The organism is Aliiroseovarius sp., assembly GCF_030148435.1.
Taxonomy (GTDB): domain Bacteria; phylum Pseudomonadota; class Alphaproteobacteria; order Rhodobacterales; family Rhodobacteraceae; genus JASBTN01.
This window is the reverse complement of sequence record NZ_JASBTN010000002.1, coordinates 1-16,439: the sequence shown is the minus strand read 5'-3', so window position 1 is coordinate 16,439 and position 16,439 is coordinate 1. Positions and strand designations below refer to the sequence as shown.

Genomic DNA, 16,439 nt, shown 5'->3' with positions numbered 1-16,439 from the left:
ACCTTTCGGGGCGACCCGTGTCACGATAGACCATCAGGTGTTGCGGCCTCGTTAATGCCCGCAACATTCTCCGCTTGCCGCCAGAGAAGGGGTAATCAATTCATTTCAGGTGCTTGCGGCCGGTCCTCAGCCCCAATCCATCACCACTTTGCCCGCCATGCCGGACCGCATGGCCGCAAATCCCTCGGCATATTCGTCAATGGAAATGCGGTGGGTGATCAGCCCCGAGAGGTCCAGGCCGGTCTGGATCAGGGCGATCATCTTGTACCAGGTCTCGAACATCTCGCGCCCGTAGATACCCTTGATCTGCAGCATCTTGAAGATCACCTGGTTCCAGTCGACGGCGAAATCCGTGGGCGCGATGCCCAGCAGCGCCAGCTTGCCGCCGTTATTCATGCGCGCGATCATCTGGCGCATGGCGTCCGGGGCGCCGGACATTTCAAGCCCGACATCGAAGCCTTCGGTCATGCCGATATCGGACATGACCTCGCGCAGGGTCACGGCAGAGACATCGACCACATGCTCGACCCCCATGCGGCGGGCAAGTTCCAGCCGGTAGGGCGCGATATCGGTAATGACCACCTTGCGTGCTCCGACCTTCTGCGCGACCAGGGCGCCCATGATGCCGATCGGCCCGGCCCCCGTGACCAGCACATCCTCGCCCACCAGATCGAAGGACAACGCGGTGTGCACCGCATTGCCGAACGGGTCGAGGATGGCGCCGATCTCGTCCGGGACATCGCCGGGCAGAGCAACCACGTTGCGCGCGGGCAAGCAGACATATTCGGCGAAACTGCCCGGGCGGTTCACGCCGACGCCCAGGGTGTTGCGGCACAGGTGCCCCCGGCCGGCCCGGCAATTGCGGCAATGTCCGCAGGTCACATGCCCCTCGCCGGAGACACGCTGGCCGACGTGATAATCCGTCACCGCCGTGCCCAGCTCGACGATTTCGCCCATGAACTCATGACCCACGACCATCGGCACCGGCACGATCCCCGCCGACCATTCATCCCAGTTCCAGATATGCACATCCGTGCCGCAGATCGCGCTTTTCTTCACCTTGATCAGCACTTCAGTGGGGCCGGGTTCGGGCACCGGCACGCGCTCCATCCACAGGCCTTCCTCGGGCTTGGCCTTCACCAGCGCCTTCATCATGTTGTCCATCAGCTGATCACTCCCAGTTCGCGGCCCACGGCGGCGAAGGCGTCGATTGCATCATCCAGTTGACCCGGGTCATGGGCCGCGCTCATCTGTGTGCGAATGCGGTCCTGTCCCATCGGCACCACCGGAAAAGAGAAGGCGGTGACGAAAACGCCGCGGTCGTGCAGCGCGGCGGCCATGTCCTGGGCCAGCTGCGGGTCACGCAGCATCACCGGGATGATCGGATGCTCGCCGGGCAGAAGGTCGAAGCCGAGCGCGCTCATCCGGTCGCGGAAATGCGCCGCATTGCGCAGCAGGCGCGCGCGCAGATCGCCGCCCTGTTCGACCATGTCCAGGACCGTCAGCGTGGTCGCGGTGATCACCGGCGCCAGGGCGTTGGAAAAGAGGTAGGGGCGCGAGCGCTGCCTGAGCCAGTCGACCAGCGGCGCGGGGCCTGCCGTATAGCCGCCCGAAGCCCCGCCGAGCGCCTTGCCCAGCGTGCCGGTCAGGATATCCACCCGCTCCATCACGCCGCAATGTTCCGGCGTACCGCGCCCGCCTTCGCCCATGAAGCCCACGGCATGGCTGTCATCGACCATCACCATGGCGTCGTAAGCCTCGGCCAGGTCGCAGATCTCGGGCAGCCTGGCGATATAGCCATCCATGGAAAAGACCCCGTCGGTGGCGATCAGCCGGTAGCGCGCGCCCTGGGCCGCCTTCAGCTTGTCCTCCAGGTCCGCCATGTCAGAGTTCGCGTAGCGCAGCCTTTGCGCCTTGCACAGGCGCACGCCGTCGATGATCGAGGCATGGTTCAGCGCGTCCGAAATCACCGCGTCCTCCGGCCCCAGCAGCGTTTCGAACAGGCCCGCATTGGCGTCGAAACAGGACGAATAGAGGATCGTGTCCTCGGTGCCCAGAAAGGCGGACAGCCGCGCTTCGAGCTGTTTGTGATCCTCCTGCGTGCCGCAGATGAACCGCACCGAGGCCATGCCGTAGCCGTAGCGCTCCAGAGCCTCGCTGGCCGAGGCGACCAGGTCCGGGTGGTCGGCCAGGCCAAGGTAGTTGTTGGCGCAGAGGTTGATCGTTTGCCCCTCGCCCACAAGGTCGATCACGCCGCCCTGCGGTCCCGCAAGTGCCCGCTCCGCCTTGTAAAGCCCCTCGCCCCGCAGCCCTTCGAGCCGTTGGTCCAGGTCCAGTGTGAATCTGTCGCGTGCACGCATCTTGAGCCTCCCTTGCCCCTGTGAGCCTAACCATGCCCCGGGCGGGATGGCGAGGAAAAACGTCAGCAAATGTCGCAGCCGGGTGGCTGGACCTTCACGAGGGCCGGGCCTAGGGTGCCGGGAAGTTTCCCGGGCAAAGGAGTCGGACATGCTGGGTGGTTGGGGTGAGTTCCTTTTGGCCTTCGCGGTCTTCTTCCTGTCCCACTCAATCCCAACCCGGCCGGGCGTGAAAGCCGCCCTGGTTGGCCGGCTGGGCGCGCGGGGGTTCACGCTGGCCTATTCGGCCCTGTCCACGGCGGTGTTGGCCTGGGTGATCTTCGCGGCCGCCCGCGCCCCGATCGTCATCCTCTGGCCCTGGGCGATGTGGCAGAACCACGTGCCGGTCACGGCGATGGCGCTGGCGGTGGCGATCGCGGTTCTGGCCATCGGGCGACCCAACCCGCTGAGCTTCGGCGGGGCGAAGAATGACCGTTTTGACCCGCGCAATCCCGGTCTGGCGGGATGGATCCGTCATCCTTTGCTGGTGGCGCTGGCGCTTTGGGCGGGGTCGCACCTGGTGCCCAATGGCAACCTCGCGCATGTGATCCTGTTTGGCCTGTTCGGCGGCTTTGCCCTGATGGGAATGAAACTGATCGACCGGCGTCAGAAGCGGCTCCTGGGCGCGCAGGAATGGGCGCGGCTGTCCAACACCACGCGCCGCATTGCCCCCAGCGTGAACGGTGTCGCGCGGCTGGTGCTGGCGGGCGTGATCTATCTGGGGCTATTGCATCTGCACGGGCCGGTGCTCGGTGTTTACCCTCTGCCCTGAGCCCCCTGCGCTAAGCCACCTGCCCTAAGCCCTGTGCCGGGTTGACGCGGATCAGCCCCGGAACCCTGTCGCCACCACGAATTTCTCGGAGCTGTCGGACCGTGACGAGGGCGGTTTCATGTTCGCGACCTTGTCGAACTTCTTTTTCAGGAGCTTCTGCAACTCGCCTTCGGCCCCCCCGGCCAGAACCTTGGCGACGAAAGTCCCGCCTTCTTCCAGCACGTCGAAGGCGAAATAGGCGGCGGCCTCGCAAAGCGCGATGATGCGCAGGTGATCGGTCTGCTTGTGGCCAGACGAAGCGGCGGCCATGTCGGACATGACCACATCGGCCTTGCCCCCCAGCCAGTCCTTCACCGTGACATCCGCGTCGTCCTCCATGAAGTCGAGCACTTCGAACCGGGCGCCGGCCAGCGGTTCGACCTCCTGCAGGTCGACGCCCAGGTAGGTGCCGACCGACTTGCCGGATTTCTCGCCCAGAGCATTGATGCGCGGCACGGCGACCTGCGCCCAACCGCCGGGCGCGCAGCCCAGGTCGACCACCCGGGCGCCGTTCACCAGGAAGCGGTACTTGTCGTCCAGCTCCATGATCTTGTAGGCAGCGCGCCCGCGCATGCCCTCGGCCTGCGCGCGCGCGACATAGGGGTCGTTCAATTGACGCTGCAACCAGCGCGTCGAACTCGACCGCCGTCCGCGCGCGGTCTTGACCTTGACGGTCAGGTCACGCTGTCCGCGCCCGGACGATCCCTTCTTCCTGCCGCCGTTCTTCCCTTTGCCATAGACACCCGCCATGTCAGTACACCCCGTCTTCCAGCACACCGTCGCTGGACATCTGTGAATAGAGAAGCCCTTCGCGCAACCCCCGATCCGCGACCGAGAGCTGGTCGGTGGGCCAGATGCGCAGAAGCGCCTGAAGAATGGCCGAGCCGGACATGATCAGCGCCTGACGATCCTTGCCGATGCGCGGATCGGCGCGCCGCCCGCTGGGGCCAAGGTTCAGGTACGACCGGATCACCTCGTCGATCTGGTCCGAACTCATCCGCAGCCCGTCCACCTTGTTGCGATCGTACCGGCGCAGCCCCAGGTGGGTCGCCGCCACGGTCGTCACCGTGCCCGAGGTGCCGATGATCTGGAACCCCTCGCGCGCGTGGTCGTTGTGGAAGGGCAGAAAGGTTTCAAGCTGTTCCTCGAAGGCGCAGCTCATCAGCGCAAACCGTGCAGCGTCTTCCCGCACGTCATCGAACTGCTCACGCAGGGTGGCCACGCCCAGGGGCACGGAAATCCAGTCCACGACACGGGCCGCCGGAAACGGGCCGGGATCGGACGTCAGCGCACCGCGCATGCGCATGATCGCGCGCGGCCGTTCCGCCGGGGGCACGGTCGCGAGGTCGATCCAGACCAGTTCCGTAGAGCCGCCACCGATATCCACCACGAGAAGCTGTTCGGTCTTGGTCGAGACCAGCGGCGCGCAGGAGATGACCGCCAGACGGGCCTCTTCCTCGGGCTTGATGATTTCCATGCGCAGCCCCGTCTCGCGCCGGACCATTCGCATGAAGTCGCGGCCGTTCCTGGCCCGTCGGCACGCCTCGGTCGCGACCAGGCGCATGTTCTTCACCCGGTGTTTCTTGAGCTTGCGCTGACAGATCTTCAGCGCGTGGATCGTGCGCCCGATCGAGGCGCGCGACAGCCGGCCCGAGCTTTCCAGCCCATGCCCCAGCTGCACCGATTTCGAGAAACTGTCCACAACGTGAAACTGACTGCCCTTCGGCTGGGCAATCAGCATGCGGCAACTGTTTGTGCCGAGGTCCAGGGCTGCGTACAGCTCCACCGGATCCTTCTGGTCAGGCGCGGGCGGCTCGACCGGTTTCGGGAACGCGCCCGCACCTTTGGGACGCTTGGGCGCCATGATACACGCCCTCCATTTCGAGTTGCCCCCAAGGTAGGCCGCCAGCCGCCCGGGTGCAATCCCTGTAAACCCTCGCGCGGGAGAAACCTGCGCCCCCGGAGGGAACGGACCGATAATCATCATGAGAAACTTTCACGCCCCCGGCTGTGGCCCATCGGGGCTGTGAAGGCTATCGAAGGGTCGGCGAGGGCTGCGCGTGTCGCTGAGCGCTTTTCCTGTGTCGAAATTTGCCCTTTGACGGCGGAGAACCCGGCGTAGAAGGGAAAAACGAGGAGATGAGGAATCGCAATGCCCGACGTGACCATCGTATATTGGCGTGACATCCCGGCCCAGGTTATCGTGGGCGGGGCCGGACGTGGCGGGGGACGCCGCGGGGCCAAACGCCCCCTGCCCGAGCGCTTCGAACAGGCGATCGACCGGGCAGCCATGAAAGTGGGCGCGGCGGATACCGATGCCTACCTGGCGGAGTGGCGCAAGGCCGACCCGTTCACGGTCGAAGGGGATCAGGACGAGATCGCCCGGGCCGAGGCAGAGCGCATCGATGCGGAATATGACCAGGAGCGCCTGAAAGCGCTGATCGCCAACAACGGCTGGGCATGAGCCACCGCCGCAGCATATGGGAGGCAGCAATGGCGCTGTTGAACTTCAAGAAAAAGGCGGCCGAGGCCGCGCCCACCACCGTCAATCCCGAGCTGGAAGCCTTCCTGCAGGGCTACTCGATCGAGATCATGCCGCGCACCGCCGGCAAGGTCGACGACTTCCGCACCCTGCTGCCGGAAGGCACCCGCGTCTATATCGCCCATATCGACGGCACCCCGATCGAGGACATGGTCGCCACCGCCAGGCGCGTAAAGGCCGAAGGCTTCGACGTGATGCCGCATTTCCCGGCGCGCATCATCAAGGACAAGGCCACCCTGGAAAACTGGATCGCCATGTACCAGGGCGAAGCCGACGTGAAACAGGGCCTGATCCTGGCGGGCGGCATTCCCAAGGCGCAGGGTGACTTCACCGATTCGATGCAGCTCTTGGACACCGGCCTGTTCGACAAGGCAGGCTTTACCCACCTGAACGTGGCCGGCCACCCGGAGCCGAACCTGGACATCGACCCCAAGGGCGGGCGCACCAACACCTATGCCGCGCTGGACTGGAAACAGGCATACGCGAAACGCACCGACGCCAAGATGGCCCTGGCCACGCAGTTCTGCTTCGAGGCCCAGCCGGTCATCGAATGGGCGGGTGAGCTGGCCGAACGCGGCATGAACCTGCCGATCCACATCGGCATCGCCGGTCCCGCCAAGCTGCAGACCATGATCAAGTTCGCCATCGCCTGCGGCGTCGGCCCCTCGCTGAAAGTGCTGCAGAAACGCGCCAAGGACGTGTCCAAGCTGCTGCTGCCGCATGAGCCGACCGAGATCCTGACCGACCTGGCCGCGCACAAGGCCGCAAACCCGGACTTCAACATCGAGAAGGTCCACTTCTTCCCGCTGGGCGGTATCAAGACCAATGCCACCTGGGCCATCAACAACGGCGGCGAAAGCACCGTTCCCGTCAACCCCGTAAAGGACGTCTAATGACCCGTACCATCATCGAAAGCGCCACCAGGACCACCATCATGGGCTTTGACCAGCCCTTCACCGTGATCGGCGAGCGCATCAACCCCACGGGCCGCAAGATTCTGAACGCCGAACTGGAAGCCGGTGACTTCAGCCGCGTCGAAGCCGACGCCCTGGCCCAGGTTGCCGCCGGGGCCACCGTGCTGGACATCAACTCGGGCGCCGTGTTCTCGAACAAGATGGCCGAGGACGTGCGTTACGCCGACAACAACTTCGTCGAACCCGAGCTGATGCGTCAGCTGGTCGAAACCGTGCAGGCCGTCACCGACTGCCCGCTCTGCATCGACAGCTCGGTCCCCGGCGCGCTGGAAGCCGGTCTGGAAGCCGCCAAGGGCCGTCCCCTTCTGAACTCTGTCACCGGGGAAGAAGAGCGCCTGGAAATGGTGCTGCCGCTGGTCAAGAAATACAATGTGCCGGTCGTCGCGATCTCGAACGACGATACCGGCATCTCGGAAGACCCCGAAGTGCGCTTTGCCGTGGCCAAGAAGATCGTCGAACGCGCCGCCGATTTCGGCATCCCCGCCCATGACATCGTGGTCGATCCGCTGGTCATGCCCGTGGGCGCGATGGGCACCGCTGGCCTGCAGGTGTTCGAACTGAACCACCGCCTGCGCAACGAGCTGGGCGTGAACACCACCTGTGGCGCTTCGAACATCTCGTTCGGCCTGCCGAACCGTCACGGCATCAACAACGCCTTCCTGCCGATGGCCATGGCCACCGGCATGACCTCGGCGATCATGAACCCGGTCGCGATCCCGATCGGCCCCAAGAAACTGGCCGAAAAACGCGCCGAGATCGAAGCCAAGGGCATCGTCATCCCGGCCGACATGGACGACGAGACCATCTGCCAGATCTTCAACCTGGGCTCGACCAAGCCGCGCGCCGGCAAGGAGATGGAGGCGATCCGCGCCGCCAACTTCCTGACCAACAACGACGAGGGCGGCGCCGAGTGGATTCGCCTCAACAAGCCCGCCGGTGACGCCGGTGGCGCTGCCGGAGGCCGCCGCGGTGGCCGCCGTCGCCGCTCGGCCTGATCAAGACGGCGGAACATATCCGCAAGATCCAAACGGAAGGGCCCGCCACTCGCGGGCCCTTTTTTTTCAGTCAGGAGAACTCTATCGGCGATTGCGGGCTTCGGTTCACATTCAGGGTGAACACATCAGGCCGGGCGTAATGTCCGCAGACGTCGAACTTGCGCCGGGACGCTGCCGCAGAACCTACGTCGATGTCCGAGATCAGCAGCCCCTTTTCCTTGCGCATCGGCCCGGCATGGACACCTCCGAACGGCTTGTATACCACCGCGTCACCGGGGTTGATGTATTCATCGGCATCGGGAAACAGGTCCGCGCGATGCGGGATCCCGTTGGGAATGTCCCTGGCCGCGATCGAAGTCGCGCAGCCGATCACCCAGCAGCCGCCTTCCCGGGCGATATGCTGCATGGTCGCCAGCCAGCTATCCCCACTGTCCCAGGTCGGCGCGATATAGATGTCGATGTTCTGGGCATAAAGCGCGTAACGCGCCAGCGGCATGTAGTTTTCCCAACAGATCAGCGCGCCGAGGCGGCCGACCGCTGTTTCGACGACCTTCAGGGTCGACCCGTCGCCAAAGCCCCAGACCATGCGCTCGGGGTTGGTCGGCATCAGCTTTCGGTGATTGTTGAGAAGCGTTCCGTCGGCATTGATGATCGCCACGCTGTTGAACAGGGTCGAGCCGCTGATCGCACCATCCACCTCCTGGTGGCCGATTACCACGACCATGCCGTATTCCCTGGCCGCTTCCCGGATCGGATCCAGATCACCCTTGCTCATGTCCACCGAGTTGGCCTGCGACAGGGCGAACAGTTCGTCCGTCTTGCCCATGCCTGCCCCGGGCGGCAGACGCCAGACACAGGTCGGATAGCCTGGCAGCCAGACTTCGGGAAACACCACCAATTCGCCTCCCTTGCGTTTGGCCTGACCAATCAGGTCGACTGCGCGGGCAATTGACTTCGGCTTGTTCAAATAGACCGGCGGCTCCTGGACAACTGCGACTTACATCTCAATCCCTCCTGTTAATCGTCCGATCCGGCCCGAAGGCGGGAAAATATTCCAGAAAACTCGTGTCATTCCCCGATGTGCAAAGAAATTGTTCCAAACCTCACCCGGGGCAACGGTTGGGCCGAGACCCTGTTCACCTCTCCTGTGTCACTTCAGCAATCCGCCGCCGCGCAGGGAGGCAATTCTTGCAACACGTCGAAAAAGGGTGCAGGCTGAATTCATAGATAAATTTGATGGAGGTCAGTATGTTGAAACTCAAAGCCGCCGGGCTGCTTATCGTCGCCGCGATTCTGGCCGGTTGCGCCGCCCAGGAAGAAGTGATGGTTGTCGAGCCGATGGAGCCCGAAGTCACCTATGACAAGATGGGCAACCCGGTAATGTAATCGGGCGTTCCGGCGGGGCGCGACCGCCCCTGTCCGGAGCGGGTCACGAATGCATTGACACGAAAGACAAGGGCCGCAGCTTCTTCGAGCTGCGGCCCCTGTGCGTTGTCGATCACGCCGGCGGGGCGCTCATTTCATCATCGCGCCCATCGCCATTGGCGCATCGGTTGTGTAGATATAGTCGTCTTCAACCGAATGGCAGGCGATGCAGCCCTGTTCGGCCCCTTTCGCCACACGGCCCGCCAGGCGCATGCCGCCCGCGTTCATGTCGAGCGCACCGTCAGGCAGGTATTTCACCCAGAACCAGTTCTGATTGTCCGCGTCATAGCCTTCCTCGCGCTGGAACATCACCGTGTAGGCGCCCAGATGGGTGGCGGGATCGGCCAGAACCTGATCCACTTCAACACCTTCCGGGCCGAAATTGCGTTTCACGATCAGGGTGCCCTTGTGGCCGTTTACTTCGGCCTCGGTATAGAAGGTTTCCAGCATCAGCCCGTGCGGTTCGATCCCCTCGTAGGGAAAGCTGCGGATCATGCCGTCCCCGGCCAGTCGCAGGGCAACCATCGCCTCCCAGAGCGTGGCGGCATAGGCTGCGTCGTCGTCGGTGCCGAACTCCTGCGCGGAGGCCGTGCCCGCAAGCATCAGCGTTGCCGCGGCGAAAACGGTCAACTGTTTCATCATCCTCTCCTCTTCTCCGATAAACCAATGCCCCGAGCCTAACGGGACCCTCGATCACGTGCGGGCAACTCTGATCACCACATCGCGATGGGTCGTGATTGGACCCGGATACCCGGCCCCGCGCAGGCTGGCACCATGCGATATCTGGTGCTCTTCCTGCTGATCCCCCTGCCCCTGAAGGCCGAAACGCTCTGCGTGACCAATGCGTCCGAACAGAGGCATTTCTTTGCTGTGGCGGCGGATGACGGGGCGAGACTGGCCGACTGGCTGGCCCCGCAGGCACAGCTCTGCCTCGACAGCGCATTCCCCGGCACCGCCTCGGTCTATGAAGAAGAGGACGCCTTCGAAGGCTGCTCGCGACGCCTCCCTGCCGGGGGGAAGGAACAGATGTACGCCTATGCGCCCTTCGACCGCTGCACCTGGGCCGTTCACCTCAACTGAGCATCTGAACTGCGCGTCTGTACCGAAACACGCCGCTTTCCTATCAAGCCGCGACGCGTTCCACCCTTGAACCCGCCCGCCCGCGGGTTAAAACCATTCCAAAGGGAGACGCGCGCACATGTCCAAAGATCCTCTGGTCATCTTTACCCCCTCCGGCAAACGGGGCCATTTCCCCACCGGCACCCCGATCCTGACCGCCGCCCGCCAACTGGGCGTGGACCTGGATTCGGTCTGCGGCGGACGGGGCATCTGTTCGAAATGCCAGGTCACGCCCAGCTTCGGGGAATTCCCCAAACACGGTGTCACCGTATCCGAGGACGCCCTGTCCGAATGGAATTCGGTCGAGGAGCGCTATGACACGATCCGCGGCCTGCCCAAAGGTCGCCGTCTGGGTTGCCAGGCGACGGTTCAGGGCGACGTCGTCATCGACGTGCCGCCGGAAAGCCAGGTGCATCGCCAGGTGGTGCGCAAACGGGCCGAAGTGCGCGACATAATCCTCAACCCTTCGATCCGCATGCATTACGTCGAGGTGGAACAGCCCGACATGCACAAGCCCTCCGGGGATCTGGAGCGGCTCTGCGAGGCCTTGAAGCGCGAAATGCAGCTCGACAGCCTCGACATCGACCACCATCTGCTGCGCGACCTGCAACCGGTGCTGCGCAAGGGCAACTGGACCGTGACCGCCGCCGTCTACATGGGGGATGGCACCTCGACCCCGTCAATCTGCGCGCTCTGGCCGGGCTATTACGAAGGGCGCATCTACGGGCTGGCCGTGGACCTTGGCTCGACCACCATCGCCGCCCACCTCTGCGATCTCCTGACCGGCGAGGTCGTGGCCTCGTCCGGCATCATGAACCCGCAGATCCGCTTCGGCGAGGACCTGATGAGCCGGGTCAGCTATTCGATGATGAACGCGGGCGGCGACCTGGAGATGACCCGTGCGGTGCGCGAGGGGTTGAACGCCCTGTTCGTGCAGATCGCCGCCGAGGCGGAAATCGACAAGTCGCTGATCATGGACGCGGTCTTTGTCATGAACCCGGTGATGCACCACCTGTTCCTTGGCATTGACCCGTTCGAACTGGGACAGGCACCCTTTGCGCTGGCCACATCGGATGCGTTGCGGCTGCGGGCCGCCGATCTGGAGCTGGTGCTGAACCCCGGCACCCGCGCCTATATCCTGCCCTGCATCGCGGGCCACGTGGGCGCGGATGCCGCCGGTGTGGCCCTGTCCGAGGCGCCCGACAAGTCGGACGACCTGATGCTGGTGGTGGACGTCGGCACCAATGCGGAAATCCTTCTGGGGTCGAAGGACGGCGTGCTGGCCTGTTCCTCGCCCACAGGCCCGGCCTTCGAAGGCGCACAGATTTCCAGCGGCCAGCGCGCTGCCCCCGGCGCGATCGAGCGGGTCGAGATCGACCCTGCAACCAAGGCGCCGCGCTTCCGCGTGATCGGCTGCGACCTGTGGTCGGACGAGGACGGGTTCGAGGCCGCCACTGCAACCACCGGAATCACCGGCATCTGCGGTTCGGGTATCATTGAAGTGATTGCCGAGATGCGCCTTGCGGGGCTGGTCGACGGGCCGGGCCTGATCGGCTCGCCGGAACAGACCGGGTCCGACCGCTGCTTCCTCGACGGGCGCACCTATTCCTACCTGGTTTATGACGGCAGCGCCGATGGCGGTCCGAAGATCACCGTCACCAATGGCGACATCCGCGCGATCCAGATGGCCAAGGCGGCGCTCTATTCCGGGGCGCGCCTTCTGATGGACAAGCTTGAGGTGGACAAGGTCGATCGCATCGTGCTGGCCGGGGCCTTCGGCGCCCATATCAGCCCGAAACACGCGATGGTGCTGGGCATGATCCCGGATTGCGAGCTGGACAAGGTCACTTCGGCAGGCAACGCGGCGGGCACCGGCGCACGCATCGCGCTGCTGAACACCGAGGCCCGCCACGAGATCGAACAGACCGTGCGCGCGATCCACAAGGTCGAAACCGCGGTCGAGGCGAAGTTCCAGGAGCATTTCGTCAATGCCTCCGCCATTCCGAACTCGGCCGATCCCTTCCCGATCCTGAAAAGCCTGGTGGACCTGCCCGAGGTCAACTTCAACACCGGCTCCGCCGAAGGCGGCCGTGAAGGCCGCCGCCGTCGCCGCCGGGGCTGACGGGCCTCTCTTGGCCCGCGCCCACAAACCTGCTAACCGCTCCTGAAACGCATCGGGAGCGGACATGCATTACAGGCGCGAAATTGACGGGCTGAGAACGGTCGCGGTGCTGCCGGTGATCCTGTTTCACGGGGGATTTACCGTATTTTCGGGCGGGTACGTCGGCGTCGATGTCTTTTTCGTCATCTCGGGCTTCCTGATTACGACGATTCTGCTGGGCGACCTGGAGCGTGGGGAGTTTTCCCTCCTGCGGTTCTACGAACGCCGCGCCCGGCGCATCCTGCCCGCGCTTTTCACCGTCATGGTCGCCTCAGTGCCCTTCGCCTGGGCGCTGATGATGCCGGTCGAGCTGCGCGGTTTCGGGCAATCTCTGGCTGCCGTGTCGCTGTTCATCTCGAACGTGCTGTTCTGGCAGGAAAGCGGGTACTTCGACACCTCCGCCGAAGAAAAACCGCTGCTGCACACCTGGAGTCTGGCTGTCGAGGAGCAATATTACCTGCTTTTCCCGGTCCTGCTGTTCTTCCTGTGGCGGACGGGTAGAAACCCAACGGTGACAGTGCTTTGCGTCTTGTCCCTCATCAGCCTCTCCGCGGCGGAATGGGGCGTACGCCATGCGCCCACCGCGAATTTCTACCTGATCCCCTTCCGCGCCTGGGAACTGTTCGCAGGTTCTATCTGTGCCCTGCTGGCGCGCGACGGTGCTGCGTTGAAAGAGAACGGTCTGCTGGGCGGGCTGGGGCTGGGCCTGATCGCCGCCTCGGTTTTGCTGTTCGACAGCGCCACGCCCTTCCCGTCGCTCTATGCGCTGGTGCCGGTCATCGGCACCGTGCTGGTGATACTCTACGCCACCCCCAGCACCCTGCCCGGCCGCCTTCTTGCCACGCGCCCCATGGTGGGCATCGGGCTGATCAGCTACTCGGCCTACCTGTGGCACCAACCGATGTTCGCCTATGCCCGCTTGGCCCTGCGCGAGACACCGCCGATGGCGCTGATGTCCGGGCTGGCCTTGGCTTCGCTGGCTCTGGCCTGGCTCAGTTGGCGCTACATCGAAGCGCCCTTTCGCCGCCGTGGCCATCCATGGCTGCCCCGCCGCTGGACGCTGTTCACCGCCAGCATTACCGGCATGGTCCTGTGGACCGCCGCAGGAGCGGTCACGCACGAGATGAACGGCTTCCCGGGCCGCTTTAGCCAGGCGCAGGTCGGTGGCTTTGTGCTGAACAATGTCACCCTGCGCGAGGAGAGCTGGCAGCCCCTGCGCGAGATCGCAAATGATCCGGGCTATTCGGTGCAAAACAACGCCTTCGACCGGCAGGACTGGGCGCAGGGCGACGCCCCGCGACGCTTGCTCCTGGTGGGCAATTCGCATTCCAAGGATGTGTTCAACATGTTGGCCCAGGCGGAGAGCGCGACCCGGCGTTTCGCCCTGTCGCGTTTCGGCCTGTCCCTTGCCGAGGCGCTGTTGCCCGAGACCGGCCTGCTCGACGCCCCGAACTACAAGGCTTCAGATACGGTGGTGCTGGCCAGCCTCTATTTCGAGCGCGACCTGGCCATTCTGGACGCCCTCATCGCCCGCCTGCAGGCAGATGGGAAACAGGTGGTGGTGATGCTGTCGGGACCGGTCTTCTCAGGCTCGGTTGCGACCGGCATGGCGGATGAGGTGATCCTGGAGGCTGCCAGCAGCGGCCCGCCGCCCGAGGCCGTCTGGCCCGAGCTGCAACGCACGGTGAACGAAAGATTTTTTGCTGACCAGGCCACCACGCAGGCCTATGCAGAGATCAACGCCCGCGTGCGCCGCATCGCCGAAACCCGCAGTGCCACCGTGCTTGATCGCGGCACGCTGGCCTGCGACGCCGATACCCGGCGATGCAACGCGATGGGTCCGCAGCTGGAAAAACACTTCTACGACGCCAGCCACCTCAGCCCGGACGGCAGCCGCGCCTTTGCCCGGCAGATCGACGAAACCGGCTGGTTCGACCCCGTGAAATGAGGCGCTCCCCCGGTTGACCCGCTCGTCCCGGGGGGCAAATGGAGCGTCGCGGGCGAGTGTCTCTCAACGGTAGAGCAGGATTTGCCCAGGCTCGGGATGCGGGGGCGATTCCGGTCGCCAATGTCGAGATCAAGCATGCCGACACCAGTTAAAGCATGGTGCGTGCCATTGCCAGACAGGCCGTCCCCCTGCACAGGGCGCGGGTGATCGATACCGGGGCGAACGGCAGGCAGCGACGAAACCGGCCGAGGCCGGCAGGAGGCTGGCGACGACACCCAACACGATGCAACTGCGCTGTATCAATGCGCTCGACGACATCGCAACGGGCTACTCCTCGACCCTCGTCTTTCCGCTGCCGTTAGACCTTCTGCCAATTCCGGCCCCGCGGCTTGCCCCGAAACTCGAGCCCGGCTGGCCGACCACCGCGAAGCCTTACCGGTTGCCCAAGCCGTTTCAACGCCGACAAGGCTGAGGTTCAAGTCGATATGCTTCAACTGAACTCAAGACGGACACGGAGGGGGTATTCAGCGAAGCTCAGGATATTCCCGGCTGATCCGGCAAGATAACACTCCGGTACGAAAACGATGTCCTCGTCAAAGGCCCTGTTGACTTTCAGGCGACCGGTAAACCTTGCCTCCCCGCGCACCAAGGACACCATTTGGCCATCCGTTTCGAAGTTGAAATCTTCTCCCGGGTTCACTTCGACATAGGGTCCGTTGCGAATTGATGACAGGACGCGCGACTGCGACAGCAGGTTTCCGGAGTGAAACTGACCGTCTCCCGTTACCAGATACCGGGTTAATCCGGATCTCCTGTCGGAAATCACCTGCGGACTGTCCAAACCGGCCTTCCCGCCCATGTTCGGGACCGTGGGATGGAAATCTGCAATACCGGTGGACGGAATGTCCGCAACAGCTGAAAACCGGGCTTCGACCGGGCCTGCGTGTCCTGACCGAAGCGCGGTTTCCGTCGCGGTCGCAATCAGGCCCAGTGTTTCCTGGCACGTCCGCACGCCGGGCGACGCCCGGAAAATCCGCACCCTCTGTTTCAGGCCTTCGTTGTTCGTATAGGTTCCGCTCTCTTCCCCATAGGTCGGTGCGGGCAGAACGACATGGGCCATCTCGGCGGTCCTGGTCATGTGCGAGGATTGCACGACGAGGCACGGCGTCTCCAGCGCGGCCAACCGGTATGGGTTATCATCCGGGGACCCGTCGACCGGATCGGCACCCAGAATGTAGACCATGTCGGGCACGGCATTTGACGGGGGGGACAAGGCTGGATCCGGTTGCCCGCCCGGCCCGGCCCCCGGAAGCGCCCCCATTTCCCAGAGGCCACGTTGATTTGCACGATCCGTCAGGACGTGTACGCAAACCTCTTTGCCTCCGGCTTTCCATATGTCCGTGGCCCGCAGGATCCACTGCAAACACCCGGCGGCCAGCGAAGACCGAAGGAATTCGGACCCGACAATCAGTGTGATGCTGCCGGCCTTGTCCAGACTTGCGTGCGATGCGGAAATGAAGTCAGCCATGCCGTTCGGGGCAGCTTGTGCCATGTCACCGCACAAGGCCGAAAGCAGAACCGCTTCATTTCCCGGAAGCAAACGCAACGACGCATGCGCGATATCGTCCAATCCGCTCGGGCGGGAAGAGGTGACGAGCAGCTGCTTGTCCTGATCCCGCACCGCTTCGCGGATGAGAAAACCTGTCACCGGGTTTTCCTCCGTCACATTTGCGCCAAGCAGGAAAACCACCTCCGAAGCCAATGCGGCTTTCAGGGGGCGGCGGTTTTCAGGCGCGCTCAGGATTTGCATCAAGGCGTCAACAGCCTGATTGTCCCGCAGCCCCGGGAACCTGCTGCTTGAATGAATGTCACCGGATCTGAACGTTTCCCGCATGAGCTTTTGAAAGAAGAAAGCGGTTTCATTGGTCTGGCGGGCCGAGATCAACCCCTGAACATGGCCGTCATTTCTGCGGATATGCGCGGCGGTCCTGGCGACATAATCAACGGCCTGTTCAAGCGGGACCGGTGTCAATTTGCCGTCCTTTCGGATCAGGGGCTCGGTGACGCG

At 64.0% G+C, this 16,439-nt stretch carries 14 protein-coding genes and 1 pseudogene; 8 read left to right on the top strand and 7 right to left on the bottom strand.

Features of this window, described 5'->3' with window-relative positions; translation table 11 throughout:
• Positions 1-126: 126 nt before the first annotated feature.
• Positions 127-1,152 carry an L-threonine 3-dehydrogenase gene (tdh, locus tag Q1V43_RS00915; RefSeq protein WP_300513021.1) on the bottom strand — a complete coding sequence of 342 codons (1,026 nt, stop codon included), beginning with the start codon at positions 1,150-1,152 and terminating at the stop codon, positions 127-129.
• A gap of 11 nt (positions 1,153-1,163) precedes the next feature.
• The gene (locus Q1V43_RS00910; protein ID WP_300512984.1) at positions 1,164-2,360 is read right to left on the bottom strand and encodes a glycine C-acetyltransferase; all 1,197 of its coding nucleotides are present in this window, start codon (positions 2,358-2,360) and stop codon (positions 1,164-1,166) included.
• 148 nt (positions 2,361-2,508) lie between these two features.
• Here Q1V43_RS00910 and Q1V43_RS00905 point away from each other — a divergent pair, with 148 nt between their 5' ends.
• Positions 2,509-3,168, top strand: a complete 660-nt coding sequence (locus Q1V43_RS00905) for an NnrU family protein (RefSeq protein ID WP_300512982.1) — start codon at positions 2,509-2,511, stop codon at positions 3,166-3,168.
• 51 nt (positions 3,169-3,219) lie between these two features.
• Here Q1V43_RS00905 and Q1V43_RS00900 read toward each other — a convergent pair whose 3' ends face one another.
• Together Q1V43_RS00900 and Q1V43_RS00895 are read right to left on the bottom strand one after the other, a co-directional pair.
• Positions 3,220-3,957, bottom strand: a complete 738-nt coding sequence (locus tag Q1V43_RS00900; protein ID WP_300512980.1) for an RlmE family RNA methyltransferase — start codon at positions 3,955-3,957, stop codon at positions 3,220-3,222.
• A 1-nt stretch (position 3,958) separates the two neighbouring features.
• Positions 3,959-5,071, bottom strand: a complete 1,113-nt coding sequence (locus tag Q1V43_RS00895) for a Ppx/GppA phosphatase family protein (protein ID WP_300512978.1) — start codon at positions 5,069-5,071, stop codon at positions 3,959-3,961.
• Positions 5,072-5,359: 288 nt separating this feature from the next.
• Here Q1V43_RS00895 and Q1V43_RS00890 point away from each other — a divergent pair, with 288 nt between their 5' ends.
• From Q1V43_RS00890 to Q1V43_RS00880, 3 genes are read left to right on the top strand one after another with little or no spacing between them, the layout of a single operon-like run.
• The gene (locus Q1V43_RS00890; RefSeq protein WP_300512976.1) at positions 5,360-5,671 is read left to right on the top strand and encodes a virulence factor; all 312 of its coding nucleotides are present in this window, start codon (positions 5,360-5,362) and stop codon (positions 5,669-5,671) included.
• Positions 5,672-5,700: 29 nt separating this feature from the next.
• A complete protein-coding gene (locus tag Q1V43_RS00885) occupies positions 5,701-6,642 on the top strand; it encodes a methylenetetrahydrofolate reductase (RefSeq protein ID WP_300512974.1) in 942 nt (313 codons plus the stop codon).
• Positions 6,642-7,718: a methyltetrahydrofolate cobalamin methyltransferase gene (locus Q1V43_RS00880; protein ID WP_300512971.1), complete on the top strand. Its 1,077-nt coding sequence runs from the start codon at positions 6,642-6,644 to the stop codon at positions 7,716-7,718. Before Q1V43_RS00885 ends, Q1V43_RS00880 begins: the two co-directional genes overlap by 1 nt.
• Positions 7,719-7,788: 70 nt before the next feature.
• Here Q1V43_RS00880 and Q1V43_RS00875 read toward each other — a convergent pair.
• Positions 7,789-8,703: pseudogene (locus tag Q1V43_RS00875) on the bottom strand (carbon-nitrogen hydrolase family protein); the annotation flags it as partial.
• Positions 8,704-8,966: 263 nt separating this feature from the next.
• Between Q1V43_RS00875 and Q1V43_RS00870 the strand changes: the two are divergent.
• Entirely contained in the window at positions 8,967-9,104 is a 138-nt protein-coding gene (locus Q1V43_RS00870; protein ID WP_300512969.1) for a hypothetical protein, read from the top strand.
• Between the two features lie 129 nt (positions 9,105-9,233).
• Here Q1V43_RS00870 and Q1V43_RS00865 read toward each other — a convergent pair whose 3' ends face one another.
• A complete protein-coding gene (locus tag Q1V43_RS00865; protein WP_300512967.1) occupies positions 9,234-9,782 on the bottom strand; it encodes a hypothetical protein in 549 nt (182 codons plus the stop codon).
• Positions 9,783-9,917: 135 nt separating this feature from the next.
• Between Q1V43_RS00865 and Q1V43_RS00860 the strand changes: the two genes are divergently transcribed.
• From Q1V43_RS00860 to Q1V43_RS00850, 3 genes are all read left to right on the top strand, one after another.
• Positions 9,918-10,223, top strand: coding sequence for a hypothetical protein (locus Q1V43_RS00860; RefSeq protein WP_300512965.1), 306 nt, complete (start codon positions 9,918-9,920; stop codon positions 10,221-10,223).
• 118 nt (positions 10,224-10,341) lie between these two features.
• Positions 10,342-12,384: an ASKHA domain-containing protein gene (locus Q1V43_RS00855; RefSeq protein ID WP_300512963.1), complete on the top strand. Its 2,043-nt coding sequence runs from the start codon at positions 10,342-10,344 to the stop codon at positions 12,382-12,384.
• A gap of 64 nt (positions 12,385-12,448) precedes the next feature.
• Positions 12,449-14,371, top strand: a complete 1,923-nt coding sequence (locus Q1V43_RS00850) for an acyltransferase family protein (RefSeq protein ID WP_300512961.1) — start codon at positions 12,449-12,451, stop codon at positions 14,369-14,371.
• 490 nt (positions 14,372-14,861) lie between these two features.
• Here Q1V43_RS00850 and Q1V43_RS00845 read toward each other — a convergent pair.
• Positions 14,862-16,439, bottom strand: a 1,578-nt coding sequence (locus Q1V43_RS00845) for a molybdopterin-dependent oxidoreductase (protein ID WP_300512959.1), incomplete at its 5' end; no start/stop codon positions are given.

What these genes read in the sequence shown, in the direction of transcription:
- Q1V43_RS00885 (WP_300512974.1), top strand. Translation starts at nt 5,701, where the DNA reads ATGGCGCTGTTGAACTTCAAGAAAAAGGCGGCCGAGGCCGCGCCCACC.
- Q1V43_RS00855 (WP_300512963.1), top strand. Translation starts at nt 10,342, where the DNA reads ATGTCCAAAGATCCTCTGGTCATCTTTACCCCCTCCGGCAAACGGGGC.
- tdh (WP_300513021.1), bottom strand. Translation starts at nt 1,152, where the DNA reads ATGAAGGCGCTGGTGAAGGCCAAGCCCGAGGAAGGCCTGTGGATGGAG.
- Q1V43_RS00870 (WP_300512969.1), top strand. Translation starts at nt 8,967, where the DNA reads ATGTTGAAACTCAAAGCCGCCGGGCTGCTTATCGTCGCCGCGATTCTG.
- Q1V43_RS00905 (WP_300512982.1), top strand. Translation starts at nt 2,509, where the DNA reads ATGCTGGGTGGTTGGGGTGAGTTCCTTTTGGCCTTCGCGGTCTTCTTC.
- Q1V43_RS00865 (WP_300512967.1), bottom strand. Translation starts at nt 9,782, where the DNA reads ATGAAACAGTTGACCGTTTTCGCCGCGGCAACGCTGATGCTTGCGGGC.
- Q1V43_RS00895 (WP_300512978.1), bottom strand. Translation starts at nt 5,071, where the DNA reads ATGGCGCCCAAGCGTCCCAAAGGTGCGGGCGCGTTCCCGAAACCGGTC.
- Q1V43_RS00910 (WP_300512984.1), bottom strand. Translation starts at nt 2,360, where the DNA reads ATGCGTGCACGCGACAGATTCACACTGGACCTGGACCAACGGCTCGAA.
- Q1V43_RS00880 (WP_300512971.1), top strand. Translation starts at nt 6,642, where the DNA reads ATGACCCGTACCATCATCGAAAGCGCCACCAGGACCACCATCATGGGC.
- Q1V43_RS00900 (WP_300512980.1), bottom strand. Translation starts at nt 3,957, where the DNA reads ATGGCGGGTGTCTATGGCAAAGGGAAGAACGGCGGCAGGAAGAAGGGA.
- Q1V43_RS00860 (WP_300512965.1), top strand. Translation starts at nt 9,918, where the DNA reads ATGCGATATCTGGTGCTCTTCCTGCTGATCCCCCTGCCCCTGAAGGCC.
- Q1V43_RS00850 (WP_300512961.1), top strand. Translation starts at nt 12,449, where the DNA reads ATGCATTACAGGCGCGAAATTGACGGGCTGAGAACGGTCGCGGTGCTG.
- Q1V43_RS00890 (WP_300512976.1), top strand. Translation starts at nt 5,360, where the DNA reads ATGCCCGACGTGACCATCGTATATTGGCGTGACATCCCGGCCCAGGTT.